We start from the raw sequence: 25,359 nt of genomic DNA, 5'->3' as shown, positions 1-25,359 counted from the left end.
ACTTTTATAAACTTACTTGTTTTATAGTAGAAGAGTCAATTATGGAAAAAGAATACTTAATAAAAAAATGGCTAGATAATAACTTATCCGATAGCGAACTTGAAGCTTTTAAGTCGCTAGAAGATTATGATGCTTTGGTTAAATTATCTAATTATTCTAAAGGATTTAAAGCTCCTAATTTTAATCAAGAAGCTATTTTAGATACAATAATTAGCCAGCCAAAAGCTACACCAAAAAAAGAAAATTGGATTGTAAAAGCTTTAAAAGTTGCTGCAATTTTAGTGCTATGCTTTAGTGCATATTATTATACTACTACATTAGATACAAGTTATAGTACAGATTTTGCAGAAAAAAAATGGATTGAATTGCCAGATCACTCTACCGTTAACTTAAATGCGCTATCAAACATAACTTACAATAAAAACAATTGGAAAACTACAAGAGACATAAATTTACAAGGTGAAGCTTTTTTTAATGTAGAAAAAGGAAGCAGCTTTAATGTCATTACAAATAATGGAACTGTAACGGTTTTAGGTACTGCTTTTAATGTAAAGCATCGTGATAACTTTTTTGAGGTTACTTGTTATCAAGGTCGTGTAAAAGTGATACATAAAGATAAAACAACAATATTAGCTAAAGGTGAGACTTTTTTAGTAGTTAACGGTATTATAATTAATAGATCTACTGCTTTAGATAAACCACAATGGTTATCTAACACAAGTGCTTTTAAAAGCATACCTTTAAAAGAAGTTATTGCCGAATTTGAAAGACAATACAATGTTAAAGTAACGACTAAAAACATTAATACAGATTTAATTTTTACTGGTCGTTTTACACATGATAATATAGATACCGCCTTAAAATCTATTACTTTACCTATACAGTTAACATATACTAAAACTAACAATACTATAATTTTAACTCGTGAATAAACGCGTAAGTTATTATTCTTTTTTATTACTATTTATACTGTGTTTTTTTAAGCTAAACGCGCAAACAAAAAAAACAACAGCTAAACAACTATTATCTGAAATTGAAACTGAATTTAATGTAAGTTTTTCTTATGCAGATCAATCTTTATCTGGTGTCGAAGTTTTTATAGACTTAAACAATAAAAATCTACAGTCTATTTTAGAAGAAATTGAGCAAACTACATCACTTCAATTTAATAAAATAGATAATACATTTTATTCGGTCACCCAAAAAGACCAACAATTAAACTTGTCTTTACAAGAACTAGAAGAAGTAGTGATCAACCATTATTTAACTTCCGGAATAAAAAAACATAATTCTGGTAGTATAAGCATAACACCATCTAAATTTGGTATACTTCCTGGTTTAACCGAAGCAGATATTTTACAAACCATACAAGCATTACCTGGTATTGTTAGTGTAGATGAAACGGTTTCTAACATAAATATAAGAGGCGGAACACATGACCAAAACTTACTACTTTATGAAGGTATAAAAATGTATCAAACTGGTCATTTTTTTGGTTTAATATCTGCATTTAATTCACAATTAACACAACACGTAACAGTTACAAAAAACGGAACAAGCGCAAAATATGGTGATGGAATTTCTAGTGTAGTATCCATGCAATTATCCGATAAAATACAAGAAAATAATGAATTTGGCGCAGCTATAAATCTTGTTAGCGCTAGTGTTTTTACCAAATTACCTTTAAGTAAAAACACCGAAATTCAGTTAGCAGCACGAAGATCTATTACAGATATGATTAATACGCCAACTTATAATCAATATTTTGAGCGCGTGTTTCAGGATACAGATTTAACTAATACCGAAGATGCTGCAACTTCTAAAAACGAAAACTTTTATTTTTATGATACTGCTATAAAATTCTTATACGATATTTCATCTAAAGACAAACTAAGATTTAATTTTCTTAATATTTATAATGATTTAGAATATAATGAAGAAGCTACAATTAACACAAACAATGAAGCATCTGTAAGTCATTTAAGCCAACAAAATATTGCTTCTGGATTATCTTATCATAGACAATGGAATGATAAAATAAATACGCTTACACAATTGTACTATTCTAATTACAATTTAGATGCTACAAACTATGATATTTTAAATAATCAAAGATTGGTTCAAGAAAACAACGTATTGGATGCTGGTTTAAAATTTCAATTAAATTATCAACTCAATTCAACTATAAATTTAGATGCTGGATTACAAATATCTGAAGTTGGAATAAGCAATCTAGAAGACGTTAATAATCCGTTATTTAAAAGCTATATAAAGCGTGTGATAAGAACATATTCTTCTTTTCTAGAGACAGAAATTAAGTCTAAAGATAAATCTGCATTTCTAAAATTTGGTTTAAGATATAATTATATTCCTAAATTTAAAACACACTTAATTGAGCCAAGATTACAATTAAGCAAAGCCTTTTTAAAACATTTTAGAGCCGAAATTTTAGCCGAAATAAAAAGCCAAACTACATCACAAATTATTGACCTACAAAAAGACTTTTTGGGTATAGAAAAACGTCGTTGGGTTTTATCAAACAACACGACAATACCTATATTAAAAAGTAAACAATTAAGTTTTGGGTTAACATACAATAAAAATAAATTGCTTTTAAGTGCAGAAGCTTATATTAAAAAAGTAAATGGTATTACCACTAGAAGTCAAGGTTTTCAAAACCAATATCAATTTGTAAACGCTATAGGAAACTATCAAATACATGGTTTTGATGTGTTAATTAATAAACAATTTAAACATGTAAGTACATGGTTAAGCTATACAAACTCTACTAATCGTTATTTTTTTAAAGATTTAAATAACAGTTCTAAATTTGCAAATAATTTTGATATTACCCATGTTATAGACTTTGGTAGCACTATAACTTTTGACCAATTAAAAGTTGCGCTTGGTGTTAATTGGCATTCTGGAAGACCATTCACATCAATTAATAATAACTCTACTTCAAATACTATTGTTTACAATACTCCTAATGATAGCCGAAACAAAAGTTACTTAAGAAGTGATTTAAGTGCAACCTATAATTTTTTAATTGGCAAATCTAATGCAGAAGTTGGTGCATCCATTTGGAATATTTTTAATAAATCCAACGTATTAAACACGTATTATACTACTACAGACAATAATATTAATAAAGTAGAGCATCAATCGTTAGGCTTAACGCCAAATGTGAGTTTTAAAGTTAGATTTTAGGATTACTTCTTTATAAAAAGTACATTTAGTAACTCAAACTATTAATCTAATTTTTATAAATGAAATTTAAACTTTTTATAGTAGTTATTCTACTAAGTTATTCTAATCTATTTTCTCAAGATTCTAATTTTAATGTCGAATTAAATTATCCTTTACCTATTGACGATAACTTTATTGGAAGAAATTACAACGGTATAATTGAAGCTGGTTTACGCTATAGATTTGTAAATACTTCTATTTTAAATGTTGGAATTGCATTAAATTCTGGTGTTTTAAAAAACACTAATTCCGATAACGAAATTGGTATTGATGTTACTGTAGTTAGCGTACAACCTAGAGTTTTTGCCGAGCTAGATATTGAAGCTCTACCATCGTTTCATCCTTCTGTAGCGTTAGGATATTCTTATATGAATTTTAAATCAAAAAATTTTAGTGACACTAGCGTAGAAGACGCTAATACATTAGACTCCAAAAATGGTTTTAACTTTAATTTTGGGATAGCATACGATATTACAAAAACCTTATTTATTCAAGCACAATACGATTTTGTAAAACTTACTGTTAATAATGGTGTCCCTAATACAAGATATAACACCGAAGTTAACATGTTAAAGCTTGGACTAGGCTACAGATTATAATAAAAAAAACACCTTTTAAAAAGGTGTTTTTTTTTAATCTCTTATTAAAGGCATTGTACTACAGCGTAATAAACCTTCTTGTTTAGCTATTTCGGCGTAAGGCACTTCTTCTACAGTAAATCCATTTTCTCTTAACCAAGTATTAAGACGAGAAAAGTTTTTTTCTGAAATGATAACATCTTCAGAAATTGAAAAAATATTACTGTTCATATTATACATTTCTTCTTTAGAAATTATAAAACAGTTAGCTTCTCCAAAATAATTTAGCAACCATTCAAATTCTGTTTGATCCCTAAAGCCTTCTTTATGTAAAATGGCTTTATTAGTCCCGATTGGCTGAAAACAACAATCTAAATGCAATGCATTATCATAAGGATTGGTTTGAGATTTATTTAAATCGAAACTCTTAACTTTTTTATGCGGAAATTGTTCTTTTATAAAATCTACACCTGCTTTATTTGTTCTAGCAACTATATAATCAGAATAGTCTTCACCACGATATGTTCCAATAAAAATATAATCGTTCCAAAGCATTACATCGCCACCTTCAATGTGTGCTTCTTCTGGTGGACGAATTACTTTTTTTGGATCTACTTGGTCTATAATATATTGTATCGCTTCAAGTTCATTTTCTCTATCGGGTAAAATGTTGGCTTTTACAAATACATCATCGATTACAAAAGCAATATCTCTTGCAAAGATTTGATTACAATCTTTGATTAATTCTGGTCTATAAACTTTAACATCATATTTTTTAAAAACTTTAGCGACTGCTTCCATTTCTTTAACCATATCTTCTTCTATCGGGTAAGTACCTGCTTTGATATGTTGTAAAGATTTTGGGTCGTAAGCCTCTTCTATTTTTGGTGTTGGTCCATTACTTACAGCTGTTCCTAATACAACAGCTCTTAACCTTGATGTCTCGTTTTTTACGTTTAATTTTAACATAAAGTAAATATATAAAAAAGCTCCATAAGATATTTATGAAGCTTCTTTTTTAAAATTATTTTGAATCTATCTTTGGTTAATAGATTTAAATTCTCTGTGGTTTTCACCAATGTAAATTTGTCTTGGACGACCAATTGGTTCTTTACGTAAACGCATTTCTCTCCATTGTGCAATCCAACCTGGTAAACGTCCTAAAGCAAACATTACTGTAAACATTTCTACAGGAATACCCATTGCTCTATAGATAATTCCTGAGTAAAAATCTACGTTTGGATATAATTTTCTTTTTACAAAATAGTCATCACTTAATGCTTCTTGAGCTAATCCTTTTGCTATATCTAATACTGGATCTTCTACTCCTAAATCACCTAATACATCGTCTGCAGCTTTTTTGATAATCTTAGCTCTTGGATCAAAGTTTTTATATACACGATGACCAAAGCCCATTAAACGGAAAGGATCTTCTTTATCCTTTGCTTTTGCCATATATTTTTTAGTATCGCCACCATCTTCTTTAATAGCTTCTAACATTTCTAATACAGCTTGGTTTGCTCCACCATGTAATGGTCCCCAAAGTGCAGATATACCAGCAGATAAAGAAGCGAATAATCCTGCGTGAGATGATCCTACAATTCTTACGGTTGATGTAGAACAGTTTTGTTCGTGATCTGCATGTAATATTAATAATTTATCTAATGCGTTTACTAGAATTTCATTTTGCTCGTAAGCTTTGTTAGGTTTTTCAAACATCATTTTTAAGATGTTTTCTACATATCCTAAATCTTCACTACCATAATTAAGTGGTAATCCTTGTTTTTTACGCATTGTCCATGCTACAAGTACTGGGAATTTTCCTAAAATTCTAACAATTGCATTGTACATATCTTCTTCTGAATCTACATTTACAGATGAAGGATTAAATGCTGTTAATGCACTTGTTAACGATGCTAAAACGCCCATTGGATGAGCTGTTTTAGGAAAAGCATCTATTATCTTCTTAATATCGTCGTCTACTACAGAATGTTTTTTGATATCTGAGTGAAACTTATTTAATTGGTCTTGAGTTGGTAATTCTCCAAAAATTAATAAATATGCCACTTCAAGAAAATCTGCTTTTTCTGCAAGATCTTCTATTGCGTAACCTCTATATCTTAAAACACCTTCTTCACCGTTTAGGAATGTTATAGCACTTTCGCAAGAACCTGTGTTTTTATAACCTGGATCTATTGTTGTAACTCCACCTGTTACACTTCTTAATGCTTTAATATCTATTCCAATTTCATTTTCAGTTCCTACAATTAATGGAAATTCGTGTTTTTCGCCATTAATTTCTAGAGTTGCTTTATTTGACATATATTATTTTGAATTATTTTGTTTGTTAAAAAGTGCCGTAAAAATACGAAAACTATAACGATTTCTAAAGCGTATTAACATGGTTTTTGCTATATTGATATAGTTATTTGCTATAATAAAAAACTCTCATTGAAAAATGAGAGTTTTTTTAATAATTATTTAAAGTTTAATTTACTTAACGCTTTACTTTAAATGCTTTTTCTTTAGGATAGTAAGCTACATCTCCTAATTCTTCTTCAATTCTTAACAACTGGTTATATTTTGCCATACGATCACTACGTGATGCAGATCCTGTTTTAATTTGTCCACAGTTTAATGCTACTGCTAAATCTGCAATAGTATTATCTTCTGTTTCACCTGATCTATGAGACATTACAGATGTATAACCTGCATTGTGTGCCATATTAACTGCTGCAATAGTTTCAGTTAAGGTACCAATTTGATTTACCTTAATTAAAATTGAATTTGCTATGTCTTGTTCAATTCCTCTAGATAAACGCTCTACGTTAGTTACATATAAATCGTCTCCAACTAATTGTACTTTATCTCCGATTTTTTCAGTTAAATATTTCCAACCTTCCCAATCATTTTCATCCATTCCATCTTCAATTGAAATTATTGGGTATTTACTTGCTAATTCTGCTAAGTAATCTGCTTGTTCTTTACTTGTTCTTATTTTACCAGTATCGCCTTCAAATTTAGAGTAATCGTATTTTCCGTCTACGTAAAATTCTGCAGCAGCACAATCTAATGCAATCATTACATCATCACCTAAGTTATATCCTGCATTTTTAACAGCTTTTGCAATAGTATCTAATGCATCTTCTGTACCGTCTAAAGTTGGTGCAAAACCACCTTCGTCACCTACTGCTGTACTTAAGTTACGATCGTGTAATACTTTTTTTAAGTTATGGAAAATTTCTGTTCCCATTTGTAAGGCATGTGTGAAGTTTTTTGCTTTGACAGGCATTACCATAAATTCTTGAAATGCTATTGGTGCATCACTATGAGAACCTCCATTAATAATATTCATCATTGGAACTGGTAATGTATTTGCGCTTACACCACCAACGTATCTGTATAAAGGCATACCTAACTCGGCTGCTGCTGCTTTAGCTACAGCTAAAGATACGCCTAAAATAGCATTTGCACCTAATTTAGATTTATTTGGTGTTCCATCTATTTTACACATTAATGTATCTATGTAATTTTGCTCAAATACATTTACGCCTAAAAGCTCTTCTGCTAATATATTATTTACATTATCTACAGCTTTTGTAACGCCTTTACCCATGTATGTATCGCCTCCATCTCTTAACTCTACTGCTTCATGTTCTCCTGTAGAAGCTCCTGATGGAACTGCTGCTCTACCTAAAAATCCATTTTCTGTTTCAACATCTACCTCTACTGTTGGATTTCCTCTTGAATCAAAAATTTGTCTTGCGTGAACATTAATTATAATACTCATATATTTAATTTTTAGTTAATTATCTTCAAATTTAAGGTTAAATTCTCACTATAAATAGCTTTAAAGTAAGAAATACACAAAATTTAAACTATATCGTTTTAGTAAAATAAAAAAGACAATGATTGTTAATTTTCATTGTCTTTTATGTATTAATTTGATTTTATATTTTCTATAAATTGGTCAAATAGATAACTAGAATCATGTGGTCCAGGACTTGCTTCTGGATGATACTGTACAGAGAATACATTTTTGCTTTTCATTTTTATACCTGCTACTGTATTATCATTTAAATGAACATGTGTTATTTCTAGATCTGGATGAGCTTCGGTTTCTTCTCTATTTATAGCAAAACCATGATTTTGCGACGTAATTTCTCCTTTTCCAGTTTCCAGATTCATAATTGGATGATTAATTCCTCTATGACCATGGTGCATTTTATAAGTTGAAATTCCGTTTGCTAATGCAATTACTTGATGTCCTAAGCAAATACCAAATAATGGTTTATTTACCTCTATAATTTGCTTTGCTACCTGAATTGCGCTTTTTAAAGGTTCTGGATCTCCTGGTCCATTAGATAAAAAATAGCCATCTGGATTCCAAGAACTCATATCTTCAAAAGAAGTATTGTAAGGATAAACTTTAATATACGCGCCTCGTTTTGCTAGATTACGTAGAATATTCTTTTTTATACCAATATCTAATGCAGCAATTTTTATAGTAGCATTTTCATCTCCAACAAAATATGGTTCTTTGGTAGAAACTTTAGAGGCTAATTCTAAACCATTCATTGATGGAACTTTTGCTAATTGCACTTTTAATTGTTCTATATTGTCTACTTCTGTAGTTATTACAGCATTCATAGCTCCATTATCTCTAATATAAGTAACAAGTGACCTTGTATCTACATCTGAAATTGCTAATAAATTATGCTTGTTTAAAAAGTCTTCTAAAGAACCGTTAGAGTCTTCTCTTGAGTAATCATAACTAAAGTTACGACATATTAACCCAGATATTTTAATAGAATCAGATTCAACTTCTTGATCATTTACGCCATAATTACCAATATGCGCATTGGTAGTTACCATTAATTGACCATAATAAGATGGATCTGTAAAAATTTCTTGGTATCCTGTCATACCAGTGTTAAAACAAACTTCTCCAAATGCAGAGCCTTCTTTACCTACTGCTTTTCCGTGAAAAATTGTTCCGTCTTCTAATAAGATTAGTGCTTTTTTTAATTTTTGATATTTCATTGTATAAAAAAGTTTCACAAAATTGCATAAAAAAAAGGATAATCTAAAATAGATTATCCTTTATATTTTAAATGCTTATTAACATTTATTCTTCTTCGTTAGTTGCTGTTGTTTCAACAGGAGCAGCAGCAGCTTTAGATCCGCCTCTTCTACTTCTTCTTGTTGATTTTTTAGCTTTTTTGTCTGCGTTGTAGATTTCATTATAGTCTACTAACTCGATCATTGCCATATCAGCGTTATCACCTAAACGGTTACCTAACTTGATAATTCTTGTGTATCCACCTGGTCTATCACCAACTTTAGTTGCTATATCTCTAAATAATTCTGTTACAGCATCCTTTTGTCTTAAACGACTAAAAACGATACGTCTGTTATGAGTTGTATCTTCTTTAGCTTTAGTGATCATTGGCTCTACAAATACTTTTAAAGCTTTTGCTTTAGCAACAGTAGTATTAATACGTTTGTGCTCTATTAAAGAACAAGCCATGTTTGCTAACATAGATTTTCTATGTGCAGTTTTTCTACCTAAGTGGTTTATTTTTTTTCCGTGTCTCATGACATTTTTGTTTTAACCATCATCTTGCTCTACCCATTTTGAGGAGCAAAATATGAGTGTTAGTCTTTATCTAATTTATATTTTGAAAGATCCATACCAAAGTTTAGACCTTTAACGTTTACTAATTCTTCTAACTCTGTTAAAGATTTTTTACCAAAGTTACGGAACTTCATTAAATCGTTTTTGTTGAAAGATACTAAATCTCCTAATGTATCTACTTCTGCAGCTTTTAAACAATTTAGAGCACGAACAGAAAGATCCATGTCTACTAATTTTGTTTTTAATAACTGTCTCATGTGAAGCGATTCTTCATCATAAGTTTCAGTTTGAGCTATTTCATCAGCTTCTAGAGTTATTCTTTCATCAGAGAATAACATGAAATGATGTATTAATGTTTTAGCTGCTTCTGTTAATGCATCTTGAGGATTGATAGATCCATCTGTTTGGATTTCGAAAACTAATTTTTCGTAATCTGTTTTTTGCTCTACACGGTAATTTTCAATGCTATATTTAACATTTTTAATTGGTGTGTATATTGAATCTGTAAAAATAGTTCCCATTGGTGCTGTAGCTTTTTTATTTTCTTCAGCAGGAACGTATCCTCTACCTTTTTCAATTGTAATTTCCATGTTAATATTTACCTTAGGATCTAAGTTACAGATTACTAAATCTGTATTTAATACTTGAAAACCAGAGATAAACTTTTGGAAGTCACCTGCAACTATTTTTTCTTGACCAGAAATAGAAATAGAAACAGACTCGTTATCTACATCTTCTATTTGTCTTTTAAAACGTACTTGTTTTAAATTTAAAATTATTTCTGTTACGTCTTCAACTACACCTGCTATTGTAGAAAATTCGTGATCTACACCTTCTATTCTTACAGATGTAATTGCAAAACCTTCTAAAGATGAAAGTAAAACTCTTCTTAAAGCATTACCAACAGTTAATCCATAACCTGGTTCTAATGGTCTGAATTCGAACTTACCTTCGAAATCAGTAGAATCGATCATGATTACTTTATCTGGTTTTTGGAAACTAAATACTGCCATATTTTCTTCGTTTTAATTGTTATCTAGTTGCGCGGTTTATAAGTTTGAAGAAGAACAAACAAACCCTTTGGCTAAATACCAATAGTTTTAATTTATTATTTAGAGTATAATTCGACTATGAATTGCTCATTAATATTTTCTGGAATTTGAATTCTAGCTGGAACAGATACAAAAGCACCTTCTTTTTTCTCGCTATTCCAAGTAATCCATTCAAAAACGTTGCTAGAGTTAGATAAAGATCTTTCTATTGCTTCTAAAGATTTTGATTTTTCTCTAACACCTACAACATCACCTGCTTTTAATTGGTAAGATGGAATATTTACAACTTCACCATTAACAGTGATGTGTCTGTGAGAAACTAATTGTCTTGCACCGCTTCTTGATGGAGAAATTCCCATACGGAAAACAACGTTATCTAATCTAGATTCACATAATTGTAAAAGTACCTCACCTGTAATTCCTGGTGCTGCAGTTGCTTTTTTAAACATGTTTCTGAATTGACGCTCTAATATACCGTAAGTATATTTAGCTTTTTGCTTTTCCATTAACTGGATAGCATATTCAGATTTTTTTCCACGTCTTTTGTTTGCTCCATGTTGTCCTGGAGGATAATTTCTTTTTTCGAAAGCTTTGTCGTCTCCGAAGATAGCTTCGCCAAACTTACGAGCTATTTTAGTTTTTGGACCAGTATATCTTGCCATTTTTAAATTATTTAAGAGTGATTATGAATTAAGGTCTAAATCTTATCCTTCGATAATCGTTAATCTCTTGTTATACTTGTTAAATAAAATTTCAGTTTGCAAATTTATACAAAAAATTAATACCATCTAATTAAAGATGATATTAATTTTCTGATTTGCTTTATTTTAGATAGAATTGAGTAAAATTATACTCTTCTTCTTTTTGGTGGACGGCATCCATTATGTGGTAATGGAGTTACATCTATAATTTCTGTTACTTCTATACCTGAATTGTGAATAGATCTGATTGCAGATTCTCTTCCGTTTCCTGGTCCTTTAACATAAACTTTCACCTTTTTTAAACCAGCTTCTTTAGCTACCTCAGAAGCATCTTCTGCTGCTAACTGCGCTGCATATGGTGTGTTTTTCTTAGAACCTCTAAATCCCATCTTACCTGCAGAAGACCATGAAATAACATCTCCTTTTTTATTGGTAAGTGAAATAATGATGTTGTTAAATGAAGCTGTGATATGCGCTTCTCCAACAGCATCAATAATAACTTTACGTTTTTTTGTGTTTTTAGCGTTTGATTTTGCCATATTGATATTGTTCTTTTGTTTTTAGTGATAGTCGCTAGAATCCTAAACCTTATTAAATTTCGAACAGATTCCTTCCAACGTCTAAATACTAAAGACCAAATTAATTTTTAGTTAGCTTTTTTCTTGTTAGCTACTGTTTTTCTTCTACCTTTTCTAGTTCTAGAGTTGTTTTTAGTGCGTTGACCTCTTAAAGGAAGTCCAGCTCTGTGACGAATACCTCTATAACATCCTATATCCATTAAACGTTTGATGTTTAATTGAGTTTCGGAACGTAATTCACCTTCAATAGTATAAGATCCAACAGCATCGCGGATTGCTCCAATTTGATCATCTGTCCAATCAAGTACTTTGATATTTTCGTCTACTTTAGCTGTTGCTAAAATTTCTTTTGCTCTACTTCTACCTACTCCGTAGATATAAGTTAAAGAGATAACTCCTCTTTTTTGTTTTGGTATGTCTACACCTGCAATTCTTGCCATAATTATCCTTGTCTTTGTTTGAATCTAGGATTCTTTTTGTTAATGACGTAAAGTCTACCTTTTCTGCGCACTATTTTACAATCTGCGCTTCTCTTTTTAATTGATGCTCTTACTTTCATCGTATTAGTATCTATAGGTTATACGAGCCTTAGTTAAATCGTAAGGACTCATTTCTAATTTCACTTTATCTCCTGGTAAAAGTTTTATGTAATGCATACGCATTTTACCAGAAATATGAGCTGTCACAATGTGACCATTTTCTAATTCTACACGGAACATTGCATTAGATAATGCTTCTATAATTGTTCCGTCTTGTTCTATTGCTGCTTGTTTTGCCATGTTAAAAGATTAAGCTACTGCTTTTCTATTTTTACCTGTTTTCATCAAGCCATCGTAATGTCTATTTAACAAGTAAGAATTTACTTGTTGCATAGTATCGATTGCAACTCCAACCATGATTAATAATGATGTACCTCCAAAAAACAATGCCCATCCTTGTTGAACACCCATTAACTTAACGATGAATGCTGGGAAGATAGCTATTAAAGCTAAAAAGATAGAACCTGGTAAAGTTATTTGAGACATTATTTTATCTAAATACTCTGATGTTTCTGATCCTGGACGAATACCTGGAATAAATCCACCGCTTCGCTTTAAATCATCTGCCATTTTATTTGTAGGTACTGTAATTGCAGTATAAAAATATGTAAATATGATTATTAATAATGCAAATACTAAATTGTACCAGAAACCAAATATATCTGAGAAATTTGTTTGTAGCCATAGTCCTGCTGAAGTATCTTCTAAGAAAGAAGATTTACCAATAAGTCCAGGAACAAACATAATAGCTTGAGCAAAGATAATTGGCATTACTCCAGAAGCATTAAGCTTTAATGGAATGTACTGTCTAGAGCCAAATACATTTTTTTCGTATCCACCAGTTGCAGATCTTCTAGCATATTGTACTGCTATCTTACGAACAGCCATTACTAGTAATATTGATAATAGAATGATAACAAACCAAATAACAATTTCGAATAAAATCATCATAACGTTATTACCATCTTGTAATCTAGATGCTGCATTTTGCAGGAAAGCTTTAGGTAAAGTCGCAATTATACCAACCATAATTAATAATGATATACCATTACCAATACCTTTATCGGTGATTTTCTCACCTAACCACATAGCAAAAATAGTACCTGTTACAAGTATTACGATTGAGGATATATAAAACATACCTCCTTGACCTAGTAAGAATGCTGAATTTGGTATACCAAAAACAGGACCTAAACTAGCTAAATAACCTGGTGCTTGAACTAAACAAATAGCTATAGTTAGCCATCTTGTAATTTGTGTAATCTTTTTTTGTCCGCTTGCACCTTCTTTTTGTAGTTTTTGTAAATAAGGAATAGCAATTCCCATTAATTGTACTACGATAGATGCAGAAATGTATGGCATAATCCCTAGAGCAAAAACAGAAGCATTAGCAAAAGCACCACCTGTAAATGCATTAAGTAATCCAAATAAACCTCCTTCGGCTTCAGTTTGTAAATTCCCTAATTGTGCAGCATCAATACCTGGTAATACTACTTGTGCTCCAAAACGATAAACTAATAACAAACCAACAGTTACGATGATTCTGTTTCTTAGTTCTTCAATTTTCCAAACGTTTTTTAATGTCTCTATAAATTTCATGCGTTCAATGTTCTTATAAAGTTACAGCTTCTCCTCCTGCAGCTTCTATAGCAGCTTTTGCAGTAGCAGTAAATTTATGAGCTGTTACACTTAATTTTGATTTTAATTCACCTCTTCCTAAAATTTTAACTAATTCGTTTTTACCAACTAGTCCTAAATTTACAAGTGTTTCAAAATCTAATGTGTCGTTAATCTTTTTATCATCAACTAATTGTTGAATAGTATCAAGATTTACACCTTGATATTCTTTACGATTAATATTTGTAAAGCCAAATTTAGGAACTCGTCTTTGAATAGGCATTTGTCCTCCTTCAAATCCAACTTTTTTAGAGTATCCAGATCTTGATTTAGCTCCTTTGTGACCACGTGTAGCAGTACCACCTTTACCAGAACCTTGACCTCTACCTACTCTTTTTCCTTGACTTTTAACTGAACCTTGTGCAGGTTTTAAATTACTTAAATCCATTTTTCAGTATTATTATTTAATTTCTTCTACAGAAACTAAGTGATTTACTTTTGCTACCATTCCTAAGATATTAGGAGTAGCCTCGTGCTCTACAACTTGCCCAATCTTTCTAAGACCAAGAGCTTCTAATGTTCTCTTTTGTCTTTGCGTTCTATTGATTGCGCTTTTAACTTTTGTTACTTTTATCTTAGACATTTCTGTTTTTATTATCCGTTAAAAACTTTTTCTAAAGAGATTCCTCTTTCTCGAGCAATCGATTTTGGGTTTCTTAATTGTAATAAAGCATCAAAAGTAGCTTTTACAACATTGTGTGGATTTGAAGATCCTTGAGATTTTGATAATACGTCATGTACACCAACTGCTTCTAAAACTGTTCTAACAGCTCCACCAGCAATTACTCCTGTACCAGGAGCAGCAGGAATAATATTTACTCTTGCTCCACCGTATTTACCTTTTTGCTCATGTGGTAAAGTACTTTTTGCTAAAGGTATACGAACTAAGTTTTTCTTAGCATCTTCTATTGCTTTTGCGATTGCACTAGCAACATCTTTAGATTTTCCTAAACCATGACCTACAACACCTGCTTCGTCACCAACAACTACTATTGCTGAGAAACCGAATGCTCTACCTCCTTTGGTTACTTTTGTTACTCTTTGTACACCAACTAAACGATCTTTAAGATCTAATCCACTTGGTTTTACTAACTCTGCGCTTTTGTATTTTTGATACATAATTTCTTAGAATTTAAGTCCTCCTTCTCTAGCTCCTTCAGCTAATGATTTTACTCTACCATGATATAAATATCCACCTCTATCAAAAGAGATAGTTTCAACACCAGCCTTTAGGGCTTTTTCAGCTATAGACTTACCTACTAATGCAGATATCTCTACTTTATTGCCTTTAGAAGAACTAATATCTTTGTCTCTTGAAGATGCAGCTACAATAGTTTTTCCTGTAACGTCATCTACTATTTGAGCATAGATTTCTTTATTACTTCTGAAAACAGATAATCTTGGTCTTGCTTCAGTTCCTGAAACAATTTTACGAATTCTGTTTTTTATTCTTAATCTTCTCTGTGATTTTGTTAACGCCATAACTAAATGATTATGCAGATTTACCTGCTTTTCTTCTTAATTCTTCTCCAACAAACTTGATACCTTTTCCTTTGTAAGGTTCAGGTTTTCTAAATCCTCTAATTTTAGCAGCAACTTGACCTACTAATTGTTTATCAAAAGATGTTAATTTTATTATTGGATTTTTACCTTTTTCAGAAACAGTTTCTACATTAATTTCTGGTGCTAAGCTCATCACTATATTGTGAGAAAATCCTAGGGCAAGTTCTAAAACATTACCTTGATTACTTGCTCTATATCCAACTCCAACTAATTCTAATTGTTTAGTCCATCCTTTAGATACACCTAAAATCATATTGTTAATTAAAGAACGGTAAAGACCATGCTTTGCTTTGTGATTTTTTGTTTCGGCAGAACGACTAACTAAAACGTTTCCTTCTTCTACTTTTACTTCTACAGTATCAAAGTCTTGAGTTAATTCTCCTAACTTTCCTTTTACTGTAATTGTATTATTGTCTACTGTTACAGTTACTCCTTCTGGAATGGCAACTGGATTATTTCCTATTCTTGACATTTTCTTTCTGGATTTTTAATTAGTAAACGTAACATAAAACTTCTCCACCAACGTTTTCTCTTTGTGCTTGCTTACCAGTCATAACTCCGTGAGAAGTTGAAACGATAGCAATACCTAAACCATTAAGAATTCTTGGTAATTCTTTAGCTCCTGAGTACTTACGTAAACCAGGTTTACTAATTCTTTGAATTTTTCTAATTACTGGTTCTTTTGTCTCTTTATTGTACTTTAAGGCAATTTTAATAGTACCTTGTACTGAAGAGTCATCAAATTTATAACTTAAAATATATCCTTGATCGAATAATATTTTAGTTATATCCTTTTTTAAATTTGAAGCAGGTATTTCAACTACTCTATGATTAGCACGCACTGCGTTTCTAATTCTAGTTAAATAATCTGCTATTGGATCTGTATACATATGTATTTATTTGCGGATTTGGTTTTTGTGTTTATACAAACCTTAACCCAATTAATATTTTACCAACTTGCTTTTTTAACTCCTGGTATTAACCCTTGGTTAGCCATTTCTCTAAACATAACACGAGAAATTCCAAACGTACGCATATAACCTTTTGGTCTACCTGTTAGTTTACAACGGTTATGTTGACGTATTGGAGAAGCGTTTTTAGGTAACTTTTGTAATGCTTCATAATCTCCAGCTTCTTTTAAAGCCTTTCTTTTTGCTGCATATTTAGCTACTGTTTTCGCTCTTTTAACCTCGCGGGCTTTCATTGATTCTTTAGCCATAACTTAGTTTTTTTGAAAAGGTAATCCTAATTCTGTTAATAATGATTTTGCTTCTTTATCAGTTTCTGCTGAAGTTACAAATGTAATATCCATTCCGTCAATTTTATTAACTTTATCAATATTTATTTCTGGAAAGATTATTTGCTCGGTAACTCCTAAGTTGTAGTTACCTCTTCCGTCAAATCCTGTAGCTTTAATTCCGTTAAAATCTCTAACGCGAGGTAAAGCTGTAGTAATTAAACGATCTAAAAACTCATACATTCTTTCGCCACGTAAAGTTACTTTTGCTCCAATTGGCATACCTTTACGTAATTTGAAAGACGCAACGTCCTTTTTAGACATAGTAGAAACAGCTTTTTGACCTGTAATTGTAGTTAATTCATCTACAGCATAGTCAACTAACTTTTTATCTGCAACTGCAGCACCAACACCTCTAGATAAAACTATTTTTTCTAGTTTTGGTACTTGCATTACATTACTATATCCAAACTCTTCTGTTAGAGCAGCAACTATTTTGCTTTTATACTCTTCTTTTAGTCTCGGTGAATATCCCATAACTATAATACTTCATTAGATTTTTTAGAAAATCTTACTTTTTTATCACCTTCAGTTCTGTAACCAACTCTTGTTGTTTCTCCTTTAGAGGTTAACAAAGAAAGGTTAGAGATATGAATTGGTGCTTCTTTTTCTATAATACCGCCTTGTGGGTTTTGTGCGCTAGGTTTAGTATGTTTTTTAATCATATTTACACCTTCTACAATAGCTTTATTTTTAGCTATTAACACTTTTTGAACAGTACCTTCAGATCCTTTATGATCTCCAGCTATTACTTTTACGGTATCTCCTGTTTTAATTTTTAGCTTTGCCATCTTGATTTATCAATTAAAGCACCTCTGGTGCTAATGATACAATTTTCATGAATTGTTTATCACGAAGTTCTCTAGCTACAGGTCCAAATACACGTGTTCCTCTCATTTCACCTGTTGGGTTTAATAAGACACAAGCGTTATCGTCAAATCTTATGTAAGATCCATCTGGACGTCTAACTTCTTTTTTAGTACGAACAACTACTGCTGTTGAAACAGCTCCTTTTTTAATGTTTCCATTAGGAGTTGCATCTTTAACAGCAACAACTATCTTATCACCGATAGAAGCGTATCTTCTTTTAGTACCACCTAGAACACGTATTGTTAATACTTCTTTTGCTCCAGTGTTATCTGCTACTTTTAATCTTGATTCTTGTTGTACCATAATTACTTCGCTCTTTCAATTATTTCAACTAATCTCCAACATTTAGATTTACTTAAAGGTCTTGTTTCCATGATCTTTACAGTATCTCCAATATTACAATCGTTTGTTTCGTCGTGTGCTACGTATTTTTTCGTTTTTAACACGAACTTTCCGTACATAGGATGTTTTACTTTTTTAACTTCAGATACCACTATAGATTTCTGCATTTTGTTACTAGTAACAACACCTATACGCTCTTTTCTTAAATTTCTATTTTCCATCTTTTAGCAGAATTATTTTAATTCTCTTTTAGTTAATTCTGTGGCTATTCTAGCTACATCACGACGTAAAGTACGCAGTTGAATTGGATTATCTAAAGGAGAGACTGCATGAGCCATTTTTAAATCTGAATAGCTCTTTTTTGACTCACTAAGTTTCTCTTGTAACTCAGCTACAGATAATTCTTTAATTTCTGATTGTTTCATAATATTAATAAATTATGCTTCGTAATCTCTAGCGATTACAAACTTAGTTTTTACTGGTAATTTTTGAGCTGCAAGTCTTAATGCTTCTTTAGCAACGTCTAAAGGCACACCTCCAACTTCAAATAAAATTCTTCCTGGTTTAACAACTGCTGCCCAATATTCTACAGCACCTTTACCTTTACCCATACGTACTTCAAGAGGCTTCTTTGTAATTGGCTTATCTGGAAATATTTTAATCCATAATTGACCTTCTCTTTTCATGTAACGTGTAGCGGCTATACGTGCAGCTTCTATTTGACGTGAAGTTAAAAAGTTAGAATCTAGTGATTTTATTCCAAAAGTTCCGTTAGATAATTGGTGACCTCTTCCAGAGTTACCTTTCATACGTCCCTTTTGTTGTTTTCTAAATTTTGTTCTTTTAGGCTGTAACATTTTTTCTGTGCTTTAAAAAATTACTTTCTACGACGTGATTTGTTGTCTCTGTTTCCTCCACGTCCACCTTTTCCTTGCTTCTTAGATAATCCAACAAGAGGAGAAAGCTCTCTTTTTCCATATACTTCACCTTTCATGATCCATACCTTAACACCTAATCTACCATAAGTAGTATGTGCTTCTACTAAAGCATAGTCAATATCGGCTCTAAAAGTTGATAAAGGAATACGTCCTTCTTTGTAGTGTTCTGAACGCGCCATTTCAGCACCGTTTAAACGTCCACTAATCTGAACTTTAATTCCTTCAGCATTCATTCTCATTGTTGCAGCAATAGCCATTTTAATAGCACGTCTATAAGAAATACGATTTTCTATTTGACGAGCTATACTTGAAGCAACTAAGAATGCATCTAATTCAGGTCTTTTAATCTCAAAGATATTGATCTGAACTTCTTTTCCTGTAATCTTTTTAAGCTCTTCTTTTAACTTGTCTACCTCTTGTCCTCCTTTACCGATAATAATACCAGGTCTAGCAGTAGTGATAGTAACGGTTACAAGTTTTAAAGTTCTTTCTATAATTACACGAGATACACTAGCTTTAGATAAACGTGCATGAACGTATTTTCTTATCTTATCGTCTTCGGCAAGTTTATCACCATAATCGTTTCCTCCGTACCAGTTAGATTCCCATCCTCTGATAATTCCTAAGCGATTTCCGATTGGATTTGTTTTTTGTCCCATATCTATCTTAGCTTTGTGTTTTATTGTTTGCTCCTACAACGATTGTTACGTGATTTGAGCGTTTTCTTATTCTGTGTGCACGTCCTTGAGGAGCTGGTCTTAATCTTTTTAACATAGATCCACCATCTACTCTAATTTCTTGAACAAAAAGTTCAGCGTCTTCAATACTTGCATCTTCATTTTTAGCTTGCCAATTAGCAATCGCAGAAAGTAATAATTTTTCTAAACGATTTGAAGCTTCTTTTTGACTAAACTTTAAAATGTTAAGTGCTTTTTCTACGCGTTCTCCTCTTACTAAATCAGCAACTAAACGCATTTTTCTTGGTGACGTAGGACAGTTATTAAGTTTTGCAAAAGCAACTTGCTTTTTCGCTTCCTTAATAGCGTCTGCCATTTGTTTTTTACGACTTCCCATAGCTTACTTTTTACCTTTATTTTTAGCACCTGCGTGACCTCTAAATGATCTTGTAGGTGAAAATTCTCCTAACTTATGTCCTACCATGTTTTCTGTTACGTAAACAGGTACAAATTGACGACCGTTGTGAACTGCTATAGTTTGACCAACAAAATCTGGAGTAATCATACTTGCTCTTGACCAAGTTTTGATTACAGTCTTTTTGTTAGCTTCTACATTTGCAGCAACTTTTCTTTCTAATTTATAATGAACGTAAGGTCCTTTTTTTAATGATCTTGCCATGTCTTATTATTTCTTTCTACGTTCTACAATATATTTATTACTAGCTTTAGTTTTAGAACGTGTTCTAAATCCTTTAGCAGGTACACCGTTTCTAGAACGAGGATGACCTCCAGAAGATCTTCCTTCTCCACCACCCATTGGGTGATCAACAGGGTTCATTACAACCGGTCTAGTTCTTGGTCTTCTACCTAGCCATCTACTACGTCCTGCTTTACCAGAAACTAATAATTGATGATCTGAATTTGAAACAGCTCCTATTGTAGCCATACAAGAAACTAATATTAATCTAGTTTCTCCAGAAGGTAACTTAACAGTAGCAAACTTACCATCTCTTGCCATTAACTGAGCAAAAGCTCCAGCACTACGAGCCATAACAGCACCTTGACCTGGTCTTAACTCAACACAAGAAATAATTGTCCCTAATGGAATATTAGCTAAAGGCATTGCATTACCTATTTCAGGTGAAGCACCTTCACCAGAAACTATAGTCTGACCTACGGTTAATCCATTTTGAGCAATAATGTAAGCTTTTTCACCATCTTGGTAATTTAATAAAGCTATAAATGCTGTTCTGTTTGGATCGTATTGAATTGAAGCTACTTCTGCAGGTATTCCTGTTTTAGCTCTTTTGAAATCAATAATACGATATCTTCTTTTATGACCACCACCTTTATAGCGCATAGTCATACGTCCTTGACTGTTTCTACCACCAGTTCGTTTTTTCGGAGCTAATAAACTTTTCTCCGGCTTGTCAGTAGTAATGGCGTCAAACCCATTTACTACTCTAAATCGCTGACCTGGTGTGATTGGTTTTAATTTTCTTACTGACATTTGTCTTTAATTACATGTTAGTGTATAAATCAATCATTTCACCTTCCGCCAGTTGTACAATTGCTTTTTTCTTAGCATTTGTTTTACCATGTTGAATACCAGTTTTTGTATACTTAGTATTTCTATCTGGACGGACATTTATTGTACGAACTTTTTCAACAGAAACTCCATAAGCAGCTTCTACTGCTTTTTTGATTTCTACCTTGTTCGCCTTAGTGTTCACGAAGAAACTGTAACAGTTATTTAACTCACTGTTTGCAGTTGCTTTTTCTGTGATTATAGGTTTAATTAAGATACTCATTTTGTTTCTTATTTACTTAAATTCGACTCAATTCCTTCTAGAGAACCCTCTAAAAGAACTACTTGATTTGCATTTAAAATCTTGTAAGTGTTTAATTCTGAAGTAGTTACAACCTCAGAACCTTTTAAATTACGTGACGACAAATATACATTATTATTTGACGTACCCAACACAAACAGAGATTTTTTATTCTGTAGATCTAAAGCATTTAATACTGCTGTAAAGTTTTTAGTTTTTGGTGTTTCAAAATTGAAATCTTCTAAAACAATAATTGACTTTTCATTTGCTTTAATTGATAAAGCAGATTTTCTTGCTAAACGCTTTAAATTTTTATTTAATTTAAAAGAGTAATTTCTTGGTCTTGGACCGAACATACGTCCACCACCTTTAAAAACTCCTGATTTAATACTACCAGCTCTTGCTGTACCTGTACCCTTTTGTTTTTTAATCTTACGAGTACTACCTGCAATTTCACTTCTTTCTTTAGATTTATGAGTACCTTGTCTTTGATTAGCTAAGTACTGCTTTACATCTAAATAAACAGCGTGGTTGTTAGGCTCTATACCAAAAACACCATCAGAAAGGTCTGCCTTTCTTCCTGTTTCTTTTCCGTTTATATCTAAAACTGCTACTTTCATTACTTTCTGATAATTACATAAGCGTTTTTGTGACCAGGTACACAACCTTTAACCACTAGTAAGTTCTTTTCAGGAACTACTTTTAAAACTCTTAAATTTTCAACTTTTACTGAATCTCCTCCCATTCTTCCAGCCATTCTCATTCCTTTGAATACTCTAGCAGGGTAAGATGCAGCTCCAATAGATCCTGGAGCTCTTAAACGGTTATGCTGACCGTGAGTCGCTTGACCTACACCACCAAAACCATGACGTTTAACAACACCTTGAAATCCTTTTCCTTTTGATGTACCTGATACATCAACAAATTCTCCTTCTACAAAATGATCTACTGTAATAGCATCACCTAATTTGTACTCCTCCTCAAAACCTTTGAATTCGACTAATTTGCGTTTTACAGAAGTACCTGCTTTTTTAGCGTGACCTAAGTCTGCTTTAGTAGCACTTTTTTCTGTCGCGTCATCGAAACCTAATTGTACAGCACTATAGCCATCAACTTCTTCAGTTCTGACTTGGGTAACGATACATGGACCTGCTTCGATTACTGTACATGGAATGTTTTTTCCATTTTCATCAAAGATGCTGGTCATACCGATTTTTTTTCCAATTAACCCAGACATAATTATTTATTTAGTTATTAATTTATTTATTAAAACTCAAGGCTGAAAATACGTTTCAGCCTTGAATTGTATTTTTTTCCGTTTTTCCTTCGCTCGCAGCTCCGGACATGTTTCGCTTAAATCCTTTAAACGATTTGTATCTTACTTACACTTTAATTTCAACTTCAACTCCACTTGGTAATTCAAGTTTCATTAAAGCATCAATTGTCTTAGAAGACGAAGAGTAGATATCTAATAATCTCTTATAAGAGCTTAATTGAAATTGTTCTCTTGACTTCTTGTTTACGTGTGGTGAACGTAATACAGTGAAAATCTTTTTGTGAGTTGGTAAAGGTATTGGACCTGTAACAACTGCTCCAGTGCTTTTTACTGTTTTTACAATCTTATCAGCAGACTTGTCTACTAAATTGTGATCGTAAGACTTTAATTTTATTCTGATTTTTTGACTCATTTTCTTAAGATTTACGATTCAACGCCTTTAGCAGCTTTTATTACTTCTTCAGATATGTTAGATGGAGTTTCTGCATAATGAGAAAATTCCATTGTTGAAGTTGCACGTCCTGAAGATAAAGTTCTTAAAGTAGTTACATAACCAAACATTTCTGATAATGGCACTACTGCCTTTACAGTTTTTGCTCCGTTACGATCACCCATATCACTTACTTGACCTCTACGACGATTTAAATCTCCAACGATATCACCCATGTTTTCTTCTGGTGTAATTACTTCTAATTTCATCATTGGCTCCATGATTACAGCTTTAGCAGCTTTTGCAGCAGCTTTAAACCCTAATTTGGCAGCTAATTCGAATGATAATTGATCAGAATCTACATCATGGTATGAACCATCTGTTAAAGTAACCTTCATAGCATCTACTTCGTATCCAGCTAAAGGTCCATTTTTCATTGCTTCTTTGAATCCTTTTTCTACTGAAGGAACGAATTCTTTAGGTACATTACCACCTTTAATTTCAGAAACAAATTCTAAACCATCTTTTCCTTCTTCTGCAGGCTCTAATGTAAATACAATATCTGCGAATTTACCACGTCCACCAGATTGTTTTTTGTAAACTTCTCTGTGTTCTGCACGTTGAGTAACAGCTTCTTTGTACTCTACTTGAGGTTGACCTTGGTTTACTTCTACTTTAAACTCACGCTTTAAACGATCTACAATAATATCTAAGTGAAGCTCACCCATTCCTGATATAATTGTTTGACCTGAAGCTTCGTCTGTTCTTGCTGTAAACGTTGGATCTTCTTCAGCTAATTTTGCTAAAGCCATACCTAATTTATCAACATCTGCTTTAGTTTTTGGTTCAACCGCGATACCAATTACTGGATCTGGGAATTCCATTGATTCTAAAACAATTGGTGCATTTTCAGCAGATAAAGTATCTCCTGTTTTGATATCTTTAAATCCTACAGCTGCACCTATATCTCCAGCTTCAATATATTCAATTGCATTTTGTTTATTAGAATGCATTTGATAGATACGAGAGATACGCTCTTTTTTACCTGAACGGTTATTTAAAACGTATGAACCTGCATCTAATCTTCCTGAATATGCACGGAAGAATGCTAAACGTCCAACAAATGGATCTGTAGCAATCTTAAATGCTAATGCTGCAAACGGATCGTTTACGTCTGGTCTACGAACTACTTCGTCTCCAGATTTCGGATCTGTTCCTATAATATTATCTCTATCTAATGGAGAAGGTAAATAACGACAAACAGCATCTAATAAAAACTGTACACCTTTATTTTTAAACGAAGAACCACATACCATAGGTATTATAGCCATATCCATTACAGCAGCTCTTAATGCAGCGTGCACTTCTTCTTCTGTAATAGAATCTTCATCCTCCATGAATTTTTCTAAAAGATTCTCGTCATACGTTGCAACTTCCTCTATTAAAAGCGCACGATATTTACGAGCTTCTTCTTTCATATCTTCTGGAATTTCGATAACATCAAAAGTTGCCCCTTGAGTTTCGTCATGCCATACTATTGCTCTGTTCTTAACTAAATCAACAACTCCTTTAAAATCAGCCTCATCACCAATATTTAATACAATTGGCACTGCGTTTGATTTTAACATGTCTTTTACTTGTTGACATACTGCTAAAAAGTTAGATCCTTGACGATCCATCTTATTAACAAAACCGATACGTGGTACTTTGTAGTTATCTGCAAGTCTCCAGTTAGTTTCTGATTGAGGCTCTACACCATCTACAGCACTAAATAAAAACACTAAACCATCTAATACACGTAATGAACGGTTTACCTCTACAGTAAAATCAACGTGACCTGGAGTATCGATAATATTAAAATGATACCCTTTTGTATCTGGTGTTGGTTGTCCATTTTCTAATGGGAAGTTCCAAGTACAAGTAGTTGCAGCAGAAGTAATTGTAATACCTCTTTCCTGCTCTTGCTCCATCCAATCCATAGTTGCAGCACCATCATGTACTTCACCTATTTTATGTGAAACTCCTGTATAGTAAAGAATACGCTCTGTTGTTGTTGTTTTACCAGCATCAATATGAGCAGCAATTCCTATATTTCTTGTAAATTTTAAATCTCTTGCCATTTTTT

The 25,359-nt window shown here is 32.2% G+C and carries 37 protein-coding genes; 3 read left to right on the top strand and 34 right to left on the bottom strand.

The window, feature by feature from the left end; genetic code table 11:
* Nucleotides 1-41 precede the first annotated feature (41 nt).
* From IFB02_RS08900 to IFB02_RS08890, 3 genes are read left to right on the top strand one after another with little or no spacing between them, the layout of a single operon-like run.
* Nucleotides 42-932 carry a FecR family protein gene (locus IFB02_RS08900; protein ID WP_106687639.1) on the top strand — a complete coding sequence of 297 codons (891 nt, stop codon included), beginning with the start codon at nt 42-44 and terminating at the stop codon, nt 930-932.
* Nucleotides 925-3,210, top strand: a complete 2,286-nt coding sequence (locus IFB02_RS08895; protein WP_106687640.1) for a TonB-dependent receptor plug domain-containing protein — start codon at nt 925-927, stop codon at nt 3,208-3,210. The genes IFB02_RS08900 and IFB02_RS08895 overlap by 8 nt, the downstream gene beginning before the upstream one ends.
* A 59-nt stretch (nt 3,211-3,269) precedes the next feature.
* Complete coding sequence (locus tag IFB02_RS08890) at nt 3,270-3,848, top strand: outer membrane protein (RefSeq protein ID WP_106687641.1); 579 nt, start codon at nt 3,270-3,272, stop codon at nt 3,846-3,848.
* 33 nt (nt 3,849-3,881) lie between these two features.
* On the opposite strand, the gene IFB02_RS08885 is transcribed toward IFB02_RS08890, so the two are convergent.
* The 34 genes from IFB02_RS08885 to fusA form a co-directional block, all read right to left on the bottom strand.
* Entirely contained in the window at nt 3,882-4,796 is a 915-nt protein-coding gene (locus tag IFB02_RS08885) for a dimethylarginine dimethylaminohydrolase family protein (RefSeq protein WP_106687642.1), read from the bottom strand.
* 66 nt (nt 4,797-4,862) lie between these two features.
* Entirely contained in the window at nt 4,863-6,149 is a 1,287-nt protein-coding gene (locus tag IFB02_RS08880; RefSeq protein ID WP_106687643.1) for a citrate synthase, read from the bottom strand.
* Between the two features lie 175 nt (nt 6,150-6,324).
* Nucleotides 6,325-7,617, bottom strand: a complete 1,293-nt coding sequence (eno, locus tag IFB02_RS08875; protein ID WP_106687644.1) for a phosphopyruvate hydratase — start codon at nt 7,615-7,617, stop codon at nt 6,325-6,327.
* 149 nt (nt 7,618-7,766) lie between these two features.
* A complete protein-coding gene (carA, locus tag IFB02_RS08870) occupies nt 7,767-8,870 on the bottom strand; it encodes a glutamine-hydrolyzing carbamoyl-phosphate synthase small subunit (RefSeq protein ID WP_106687645.1) in 1,104 nt (367 codons plus the stop codon).
* A gap of 85 nt (nt 8,871-8,955) precedes the next feature.
* A complete protein-coding gene (gene rplQ, locus IFB02_RS08865) occupies nt 8,956-9,426 on the bottom strand; it encodes a 50S ribosomal protein L17 (RefSeq protein ID WP_106687646.1) in 471 nt (156 codons plus the stop codon).
* Between the two features lie 59 nt (nt 9,427-9,485).
* On the bottom strand, nt 9,486-10,478 hold the full coding sequence (locus IFB02_RS08860) for a DNA-directed RNA polymerase subunit alpha (protein WP_106687647.1): 993 nt from the start codon (nt 10,476-10,478) through the stop codon (nt 9,486-9,488).
* Between the two features lie 95 nt (nt 10,479-10,573).
* Complete coding sequence (rpsD, locus tag IFB02_RS08855) at nt 10,574-11,179, bottom strand: 30S ribosomal protein S4 (protein ID WP_106687648.1); 606 nt, start codon at nt 11,177-11,179, stop codon at nt 10,574-10,576.
* Nucleotides 11,180-11,364: 185 nt separating this feature from the next.
* On the bottom strand, nt 11,365-11,757 hold the full coding sequence (gene rpsK, locus IFB02_RS08850) for a 30S ribosomal protein S11 (RefSeq protein ID WP_106687649.1): 393 nt from the start codon (nt 11,755-11,757) through the stop codon (nt 11,365-11,367).
* Between the two features lie 107 nt (nt 11,758-11,864).
* Entirely contained in the window at nt 11,865-12,236 is a 372-nt protein-coding gene (gene rpsM, locus IFB02_RS08845) for a 30S ribosomal protein S13 (RefSeq protein ID WP_106687650.1), read from the bottom strand.
* Between the two features lie 2 nt (nt 12,237-12,238).
* The gene (gene ykgO, locus IFB02_RS08840; RefSeq protein ID WP_010519235.1) at nt 12,239-12,355 is read right to left on the bottom strand and encodes a type B 50S ribosomal protein L36; all 117 of its coding nucleotides are present in this window, start codon (nt 12,353-12,355) and stop codon (nt 12,239-12,241) included.
* Nucleotides 12,356-12,359: 4 nt separating this feature from the next.
* Nucleotides 12,360-12,575, bottom strand: a complete 216-nt coding sequence (gene infA, locus IFB02_RS08835; RefSeq protein ID WP_007094967.1) for a translation initiation factor IF-1 — start codon at nt 12,573-12,575, stop codon at nt 12,360-12,362.
* Nucleotides 12,576-12,584: 9 nt separating this feature from the next.
* On the bottom strand, nt 12,585-13,934 hold the full coding sequence (gene secY / locus IFB02_RS08830) for a preprotein translocase subunit SecY (RefSeq protein WP_106687651.1): 1,350 nt from the start codon (nt 13,932-13,934) through the stop codon (nt 12,585-12,587).
* 13 nt (nt 13,935-13,947) lie between these two features.
* On the bottom strand, nt 13,948-14,400 hold the full coding sequence (gene rplO, locus IFB02_RS08825) for a 50S ribosomal protein L15 (protein ID WP_106687652.1): 453 nt from the start codon (nt 14,398-14,400) through the stop codon (nt 13,948-13,950).
* A 12-nt stretch (nt 14,401-14,412) separates the two neighbouring features.
* Nucleotides 14,413-14,595, bottom strand: coding sequence for a 50S ribosomal protein L30 (rpmD, locus tag IFB02_RS08820; protein WP_106687653.1), 183 nt, complete (start codon nt 14,593-14,595; stop codon nt 14,413-14,415).
* Nucleotides 14,596-14,606: 11 nt separating this feature from the next.
* Entirely contained in the window at nt 14,607-15,131 is a 525-nt protein-coding gene (rpsE, locus tag IFB02_RS08815; protein ID WP_106687654.1) for a 30S ribosomal protein S5, read from the bottom strand.
* Nucleotides 15,132-15,137: 6 nt separating this feature from the next.
* Complete coding sequence (rplR, locus tag IFB02_RS08810; RefSeq protein ID WP_106687655.1) at nt 15,138-15,494, bottom strand: 50S ribosomal protein L18; 357 nt, start codon at nt 15,492-15,494, stop codon at nt 15,138-15,140.
* Nucleotides 15,495-15,504: 10 nt separating this feature from the next.
* Complete coding sequence (gene rplF / locus IFB02_RS08805) at nt 15,505-16,047, bottom strand: 50S ribosomal protein L6 (protein WP_106687656.1); 543 nt, start codon at nt 16,045-16,047, stop codon at nt 15,505-15,507.
* Nucleotides 16,048-16,066: 19 nt separating this feature from the next.
* Nucleotides 16,067-16,465 carry a 30S ribosomal protein S8 gene (gene rpsH, locus IFB02_RS08800; protein WP_106687657.1) on the bottom strand — a complete coding sequence of 133 codons (399 nt, stop codon included), beginning with the start codon at nt 16,463-16,465 and terminating at the stop codon, nt 16,067-16,069.
* Between the two features lie 59 nt (nt 16,466-16,524).
* Complete coding sequence (gene rpsN / locus IFB02_RS08795; protein WP_106687658.1) at nt 16,525-16,794, bottom strand: 30S ribosomal protein S14; 270 nt, start codon at nt 16,792-16,794, stop codon at nt 16,525-16,527.
* Nucleotides 16,795-16,797: 3 nt separating this feature from the next.
* Nucleotides 16,798-17,349, bottom strand: coding sequence for a 50S ribosomal protein L5 (gene rplE, locus IFB02_RS08790; protein WP_106687659.1), 552 nt, complete (start codon nt 17,347-17,349; stop codon nt 16,798-16,800).
* Between the two features lie 2 nt (nt 17,350-17,351).
* Nucleotides 17,352-17,663: a 50S ribosomal protein L24 gene (gene rplX / locus IFB02_RS08785; protein WP_106687660.1), complete on the bottom strand. Its 312-nt coding sequence runs from the start codon at nt 17,661-17,663 to the stop codon at nt 17,352-17,354.
* Between the two features lie 13 nt (nt 17,664-17,676).
* Nucleotides 17,677-18,045, bottom strand: a complete 369-nt coding sequence (gene rplN, locus IFB02_RS08780) for a 50S ribosomal protein L14 (RefSeq protein ID WP_106687661.1) — start codon at nt 18,043-18,045, stop codon at nt 17,677-17,679.
* A gap of 2 nt (nt 18,046-18,047) precedes the next feature.
* A complete protein-coding gene (gene rpsQ, locus IFB02_RS08775) occupies nt 18,048-18,305 on the bottom strand; it encodes a 30S ribosomal protein S17 (RefSeq protein ID WP_027880204.1) in 258 nt (85 codons plus the stop codon).
* A 12-nt stretch (nt 18,306-18,317) separates the two neighbouring features.
* Entirely contained in the window at nt 18,318-18,509 is a 192-nt protein-coding gene (gene rpmC, locus IFB02_RS08770) for a 50S ribosomal protein L29 (protein ID WP_106687662.1), read from the bottom strand.
* Nucleotides 18,510-18,521: 12 nt separating this feature from the next.
* Nucleotides 18,522-18,941 carry a 50S ribosomal protein L16 gene (gene rplP, locus IFB02_RS08765; RefSeq protein WP_106687663.1) on the bottom strand — a complete coding sequence of 140 codons (420 nt, stop codon included), beginning with the start codon at nt 18,939-18,941 and terminating at the stop codon, nt 18,522-18,524.
* 20 nt (nt 18,942-18,961) lie between these two features.
* Entirely contained in the window at nt 18,962-19,681 is a 720-nt protein-coding gene (gene rpsC / locus IFB02_RS08760; RefSeq protein WP_106687664.1) for a 30S ribosomal protein S3, read from the bottom strand.
* A gap of 7 nt (nt 19,682-19,688) precedes the next feature.
* Nucleotides 19,689-20,096, bottom strand: coding sequence for a 50S ribosomal protein L22 (gene rplV / locus IFB02_RS08755; protein WP_106687665.1), 408 nt, complete (start codon nt 20,094-20,096; stop codon nt 19,689-19,691).
* Between the two features lie 3 nt (nt 20,097-20,099).
* The gene (gene rpsS, locus IFB02_RS08750) at nt 20,100-20,378 is read right to left on the bottom strand and encodes a 30S ribosomal protein S19 (RefSeq protein ID WP_013869040.1); all 279 of its coding nucleotides are present in this window, start codon (nt 20,376-20,378) and stop codon (nt 20,100-20,102) included.
* Nucleotides 20,379-20,384: 6 nt separating this feature from the next.
* The gene (gene rplB / locus IFB02_RS08745) at nt 20,385-21,209 is read right to left on the bottom strand and encodes a 50S ribosomal protein L2 (RefSeq protein ID WP_106687666.1); all 825 of its coding nucleotides are present in this window, start codon (nt 21,207-21,209) and stop codon (nt 20,385-20,387) included.
* Nucleotides 21,210-21,219: 10 nt separating this feature from the next.
* Complete coding sequence (gene rplW / locus IFB02_RS08740; RefSeq protein ID WP_106687667.1) at nt 21,220-21,510, bottom strand: 50S ribosomal protein L23; 291 nt, start codon at nt 21,508-21,510, stop codon at nt 21,220-21,222.
* Nucleotides 21,511-21,518: 8 nt separating this feature from the next.
* Complete coding sequence (gene rplD, locus IFB02_RS08735) at nt 21,519-22,148, bottom strand: 50S ribosomal protein L4 (protein ID WP_106687668.1); 630 nt, start codon at nt 22,146-22,148, stop codon at nt 21,519-21,521.
* Nucleotides 22,148-22,765, bottom strand: a complete 618-nt coding sequence (gene rplC, locus IFB02_RS08730; protein ID WP_106687669.1) for a 50S ribosomal protein L3 — start codon at nt 22,763-22,765, stop codon at nt 22,148-22,150. The genes rplD and rplC overlap by 1 nt, the downstream gene beginning before the upstream one ends.
* A 145-nt stretch (nt 22,766-22,910) precedes the next feature.
* Entirely contained in the window at nt 22,911-23,216 is a 306-nt protein-coding gene (gene rpsJ, locus IFB02_RS08725) for a 30S ribosomal protein S10 (RefSeq protein WP_007650482.1), read from the bottom strand.
* Nucleotides 23,217-23,227: 11 nt separating this feature from the next.
* Complete coding sequence (gene fusA / locus IFB02_RS08720; protein WP_106687670.1) at nt 23,228-25,354, bottom strand: elongation factor G; 2,127 nt, start codon at nt 25,352-25,354, stop codon at nt 23,228-23,230.
* Nucleotides 25,355-25,359: the final 5 nt, after the last annotated feature.

This window comes from Mesoflavibacter profundi (assembly GCF_014764305.1).
In the GTDB taxonomy this organism is placed as follows: domain Bacteria; phylum Bacteroidota; class Bacteroidia; order Flavobacteriales; family Flavobacteriaceae; genus Mesoflavibacter; species Mesoflavibacter profundi.
Note: the sequence above shows the minus strand (reverse complement) of the source record. Positions and strands in the feature narration are given on the sequence as shown.

Excerpts from the sequence above, each read along its gene's own strand:
- IFB02_RS08860 (WP_106687647.1), bottom strand. The coding sequence starts at position 10,478 with ATGGCAGTATTTAGTTTCCAAAAACCAGATAAAGTAATCATGATCGAT.
- IFB02_RS08890 (WP_106687641.1), top strand. The coding sequence starts at position 3,270 with ATGAAATTTAAACTTTTTATAGTAGTTATTCTACTAAGTTATTCTAAT.
- rplX (WP_106687660.1), bottom strand. The coding sequence starts at position 17,663 with ATGGCAAAGCTAAAAATTAAAACAGGAGATACCGTAAAAGTAATAGCT.
- rplF (WP_106687656.1), bottom strand. The coding sequence starts at position 16,047 with ATGTCAAGAATAGGAAATAATCCAGTTGCCATTCCAGAAGGAGTAACT.
- rpsH (WP_106687657.1), bottom strand. The coding sequence starts at position 16,465 with ATGTATACAGATCCAATAGCAGATTATTTAACTAGAATTAGAAACGCA.
- IFB02_RS08900 (WP_106687639.1), top strand. The coding sequence starts at position 42 with ATGGAAAAAGAATACTTAATAAAAAAATGGCTAGATAATAACTTATCC.
- rplQ (WP_106687646.1), bottom strand. The coding sequence starts at position 9,426 with ATGAGACACGGAAAAAAAATAAACCACTTAGGTAGAAAAACTGCACAT.
- fusA (WP_106687670.1), bottom strand. The coding sequence starts at position 25,354 with ATGGCAAGAGATTTAAAATTTACAAGAAATATAGGAATTGCTGCTCAT.
- rpsD (WP_106687648.1), bottom strand. The coding sequence starts at position 11,179 with ATGGCAAGATATACTGGTCCAAAAACTAAAATAGCTCGTAAGTTTGGC.
- rplC (WP_106687669.1), bottom strand. The coding sequence starts at position 22,765 with ATGTCTGGGTTAATTGGAAAAAAAATCGGTATGACCAGCATCTTTGAT.
- rplO (WP_106687652.1), bottom strand. The coding sequence starts at position 14,400 with ATGGATTTAAGTAATTTAAAACCTGCACAAGGTTCAGTTAAAAGTCAA.
- rplP (WP_106687663.1), bottom strand. The coding sequence starts at position 18,941 with ATGTTACAGCCTAAAAGAACAAAATTTAGAAAACAACAAAAGGGACGT.
- rplB (WP_106687666.1), bottom strand. The coding sequence starts at position 21,209 with ATGTCAGTAAGAAAATTAAAACCAATCACACCAGGTCAGCGATTTAGA.
- rpmC (WP_106687662.1), bottom strand. The coding sequence starts at position 18,509 with ATGAAACAATCAGAAATTAAAGAATTATCTGTAGCTGAGTTACAAGAG.
- carA (WP_106687645.1), bottom strand. The coding sequence starts at position 8,870 with ATGAAATATCAAAAATTAAAAAAAGCACTAATCTTATTAGAAGACGGA.
- IFB02_RS08885 (WP_106687642.1), bottom strand. The coding sequence starts at position 4,796 with ATGTTAAAATTAAACGTAAAAAACGAGACATCAAGGTTAAGAGCTGTT.
- rplV (WP_106687665.1), bottom strand. The coding sequence starts at position 20,096 with ATGGGAAGTCGTAAAAAACAAATGGCAGACGCTATTAAGGAAGCGAAA.
- rplD (WP_106687668.1), bottom strand. The coding sequence starts at position 22,148 with ATGAAAGTAGCAGTTTTAGATATAAACGGAAAAGAAACAGGAAGAAAG.
- rpsS (WP_013869040.1), bottom strand. The coding sequence starts at position 20,378 with ATGGCAAGATCATTAAAAAAAGGACCTTACGTTCATTATAAATTAGAA.
- rplE (WP_106687659.1), bottom strand. The coding sequence starts at position 17,349 with ATGGGATATTCACCGAGACTAAAAGAAGAGTATAAAAGCAAAATAGTT.
- rplN (WP_106687661.1), bottom strand. The coding sequence starts at position 18,045 with ATGGTACAACAAGAATCAAGATTAAAAGTAGCAGATAACACTGGAGCA.
- rpsK (WP_106687649.1), bottom strand. The coding sequence starts at position 11,757 with ATGGCAAAATCAAACGCTAAAAACACAAAAAAACGTAAAGTTATTATT.
- rplW (WP_106687667.1), bottom strand. The coding sequence starts at position 21,510 with ATGAGTATCTTAATTAAACCTATAATCACAGAAAAAGCAACTGCAAAC.
- rpsQ (WP_027880204.1), bottom strand. The coding sequence starts at position 18,305 with ATGGAAAATAGAAATTTAAGAAAAGAGCGTATAGGTGTTGTTACTAGT.
- rpsC (WP_106687664.1), bottom strand. The coding sequence starts at position 19,681 with ATGGGACAAAAAACAAATCCAATCGGAAATCGCTTAGGAATTATCAGA.
- IFB02_RS08880 (WP_106687643.1), bottom strand. The coding sequence starts at position 6,149 with ATGTCAAATAAAGCAACTCTAGAAATTAATGGCGAAAAACACGAATTT.
- rpsM (WP_106687650.1), bottom strand. The coding sequence starts at position 12,236 with ATGGCAAGAATTGCAGGTGTAGACATACCAAAACAAAAAAGAGGAGTT.
- eno (WP_106687644.1), bottom strand. The coding sequence starts at position 7,617 with ATGAGTATTATAATTAATGTTCACGCAAGACAAATTTTTGATTCAAGA.
- secY (WP_106687651.1), bottom strand. The coding sequence starts at position 13,934 with ATGAAATTTATAGAGACATTAAAAAACGTTTGGAAAATTGAAGAACTA.
- rpmD (WP_106687653.1), bottom strand. The coding sequence starts at position 14,595 with ATGTCTAAGATAAAAGTAACAAAAGTTAAAAGCGCAATCAATAGAACG.
- rpsJ (WP_007650482.1), bottom strand. The coding sequence starts at position 23,216 with ATGAGTCAAAAAATCAGAATAAAATTAAAGTCTTACGATCACAATTTA.
- ykgO (WP_010519235.1), bottom strand. The coding sequence starts at position 12,355 with ATGAAAGTAAGAGCATCAATTAAAAAGAGAAGCGCAGATTGTAAAATA.
- rpsE (WP_106687654.1), bottom strand. The coding sequence starts at position 15,131 with ATGTATCAAAAATACAAAAGCGCAGAGTTAGTAAAACCAAGTGGATTA.
- rpsN (WP_106687658.1), bottom strand. The coding sequence starts at position 16,794 with ATGGCTAAAGAATCAATGAAAGCCCGCGAGGTTAAAAGAGCGAAAACA.
- infA (WP_007094967.1), bottom strand. The coding sequence starts at position 12,575 with ATGGCAAAACAAGCAGCAATAGAACAAGACGGAACAATTATAGAAGCA.
- rplR (WP_106687655.1), bottom strand. The coding sequence starts at position 15,494 with ATGGCGTTAACAAAATCACAGAGAAGATTAAGAATAAAAAACAGAATT.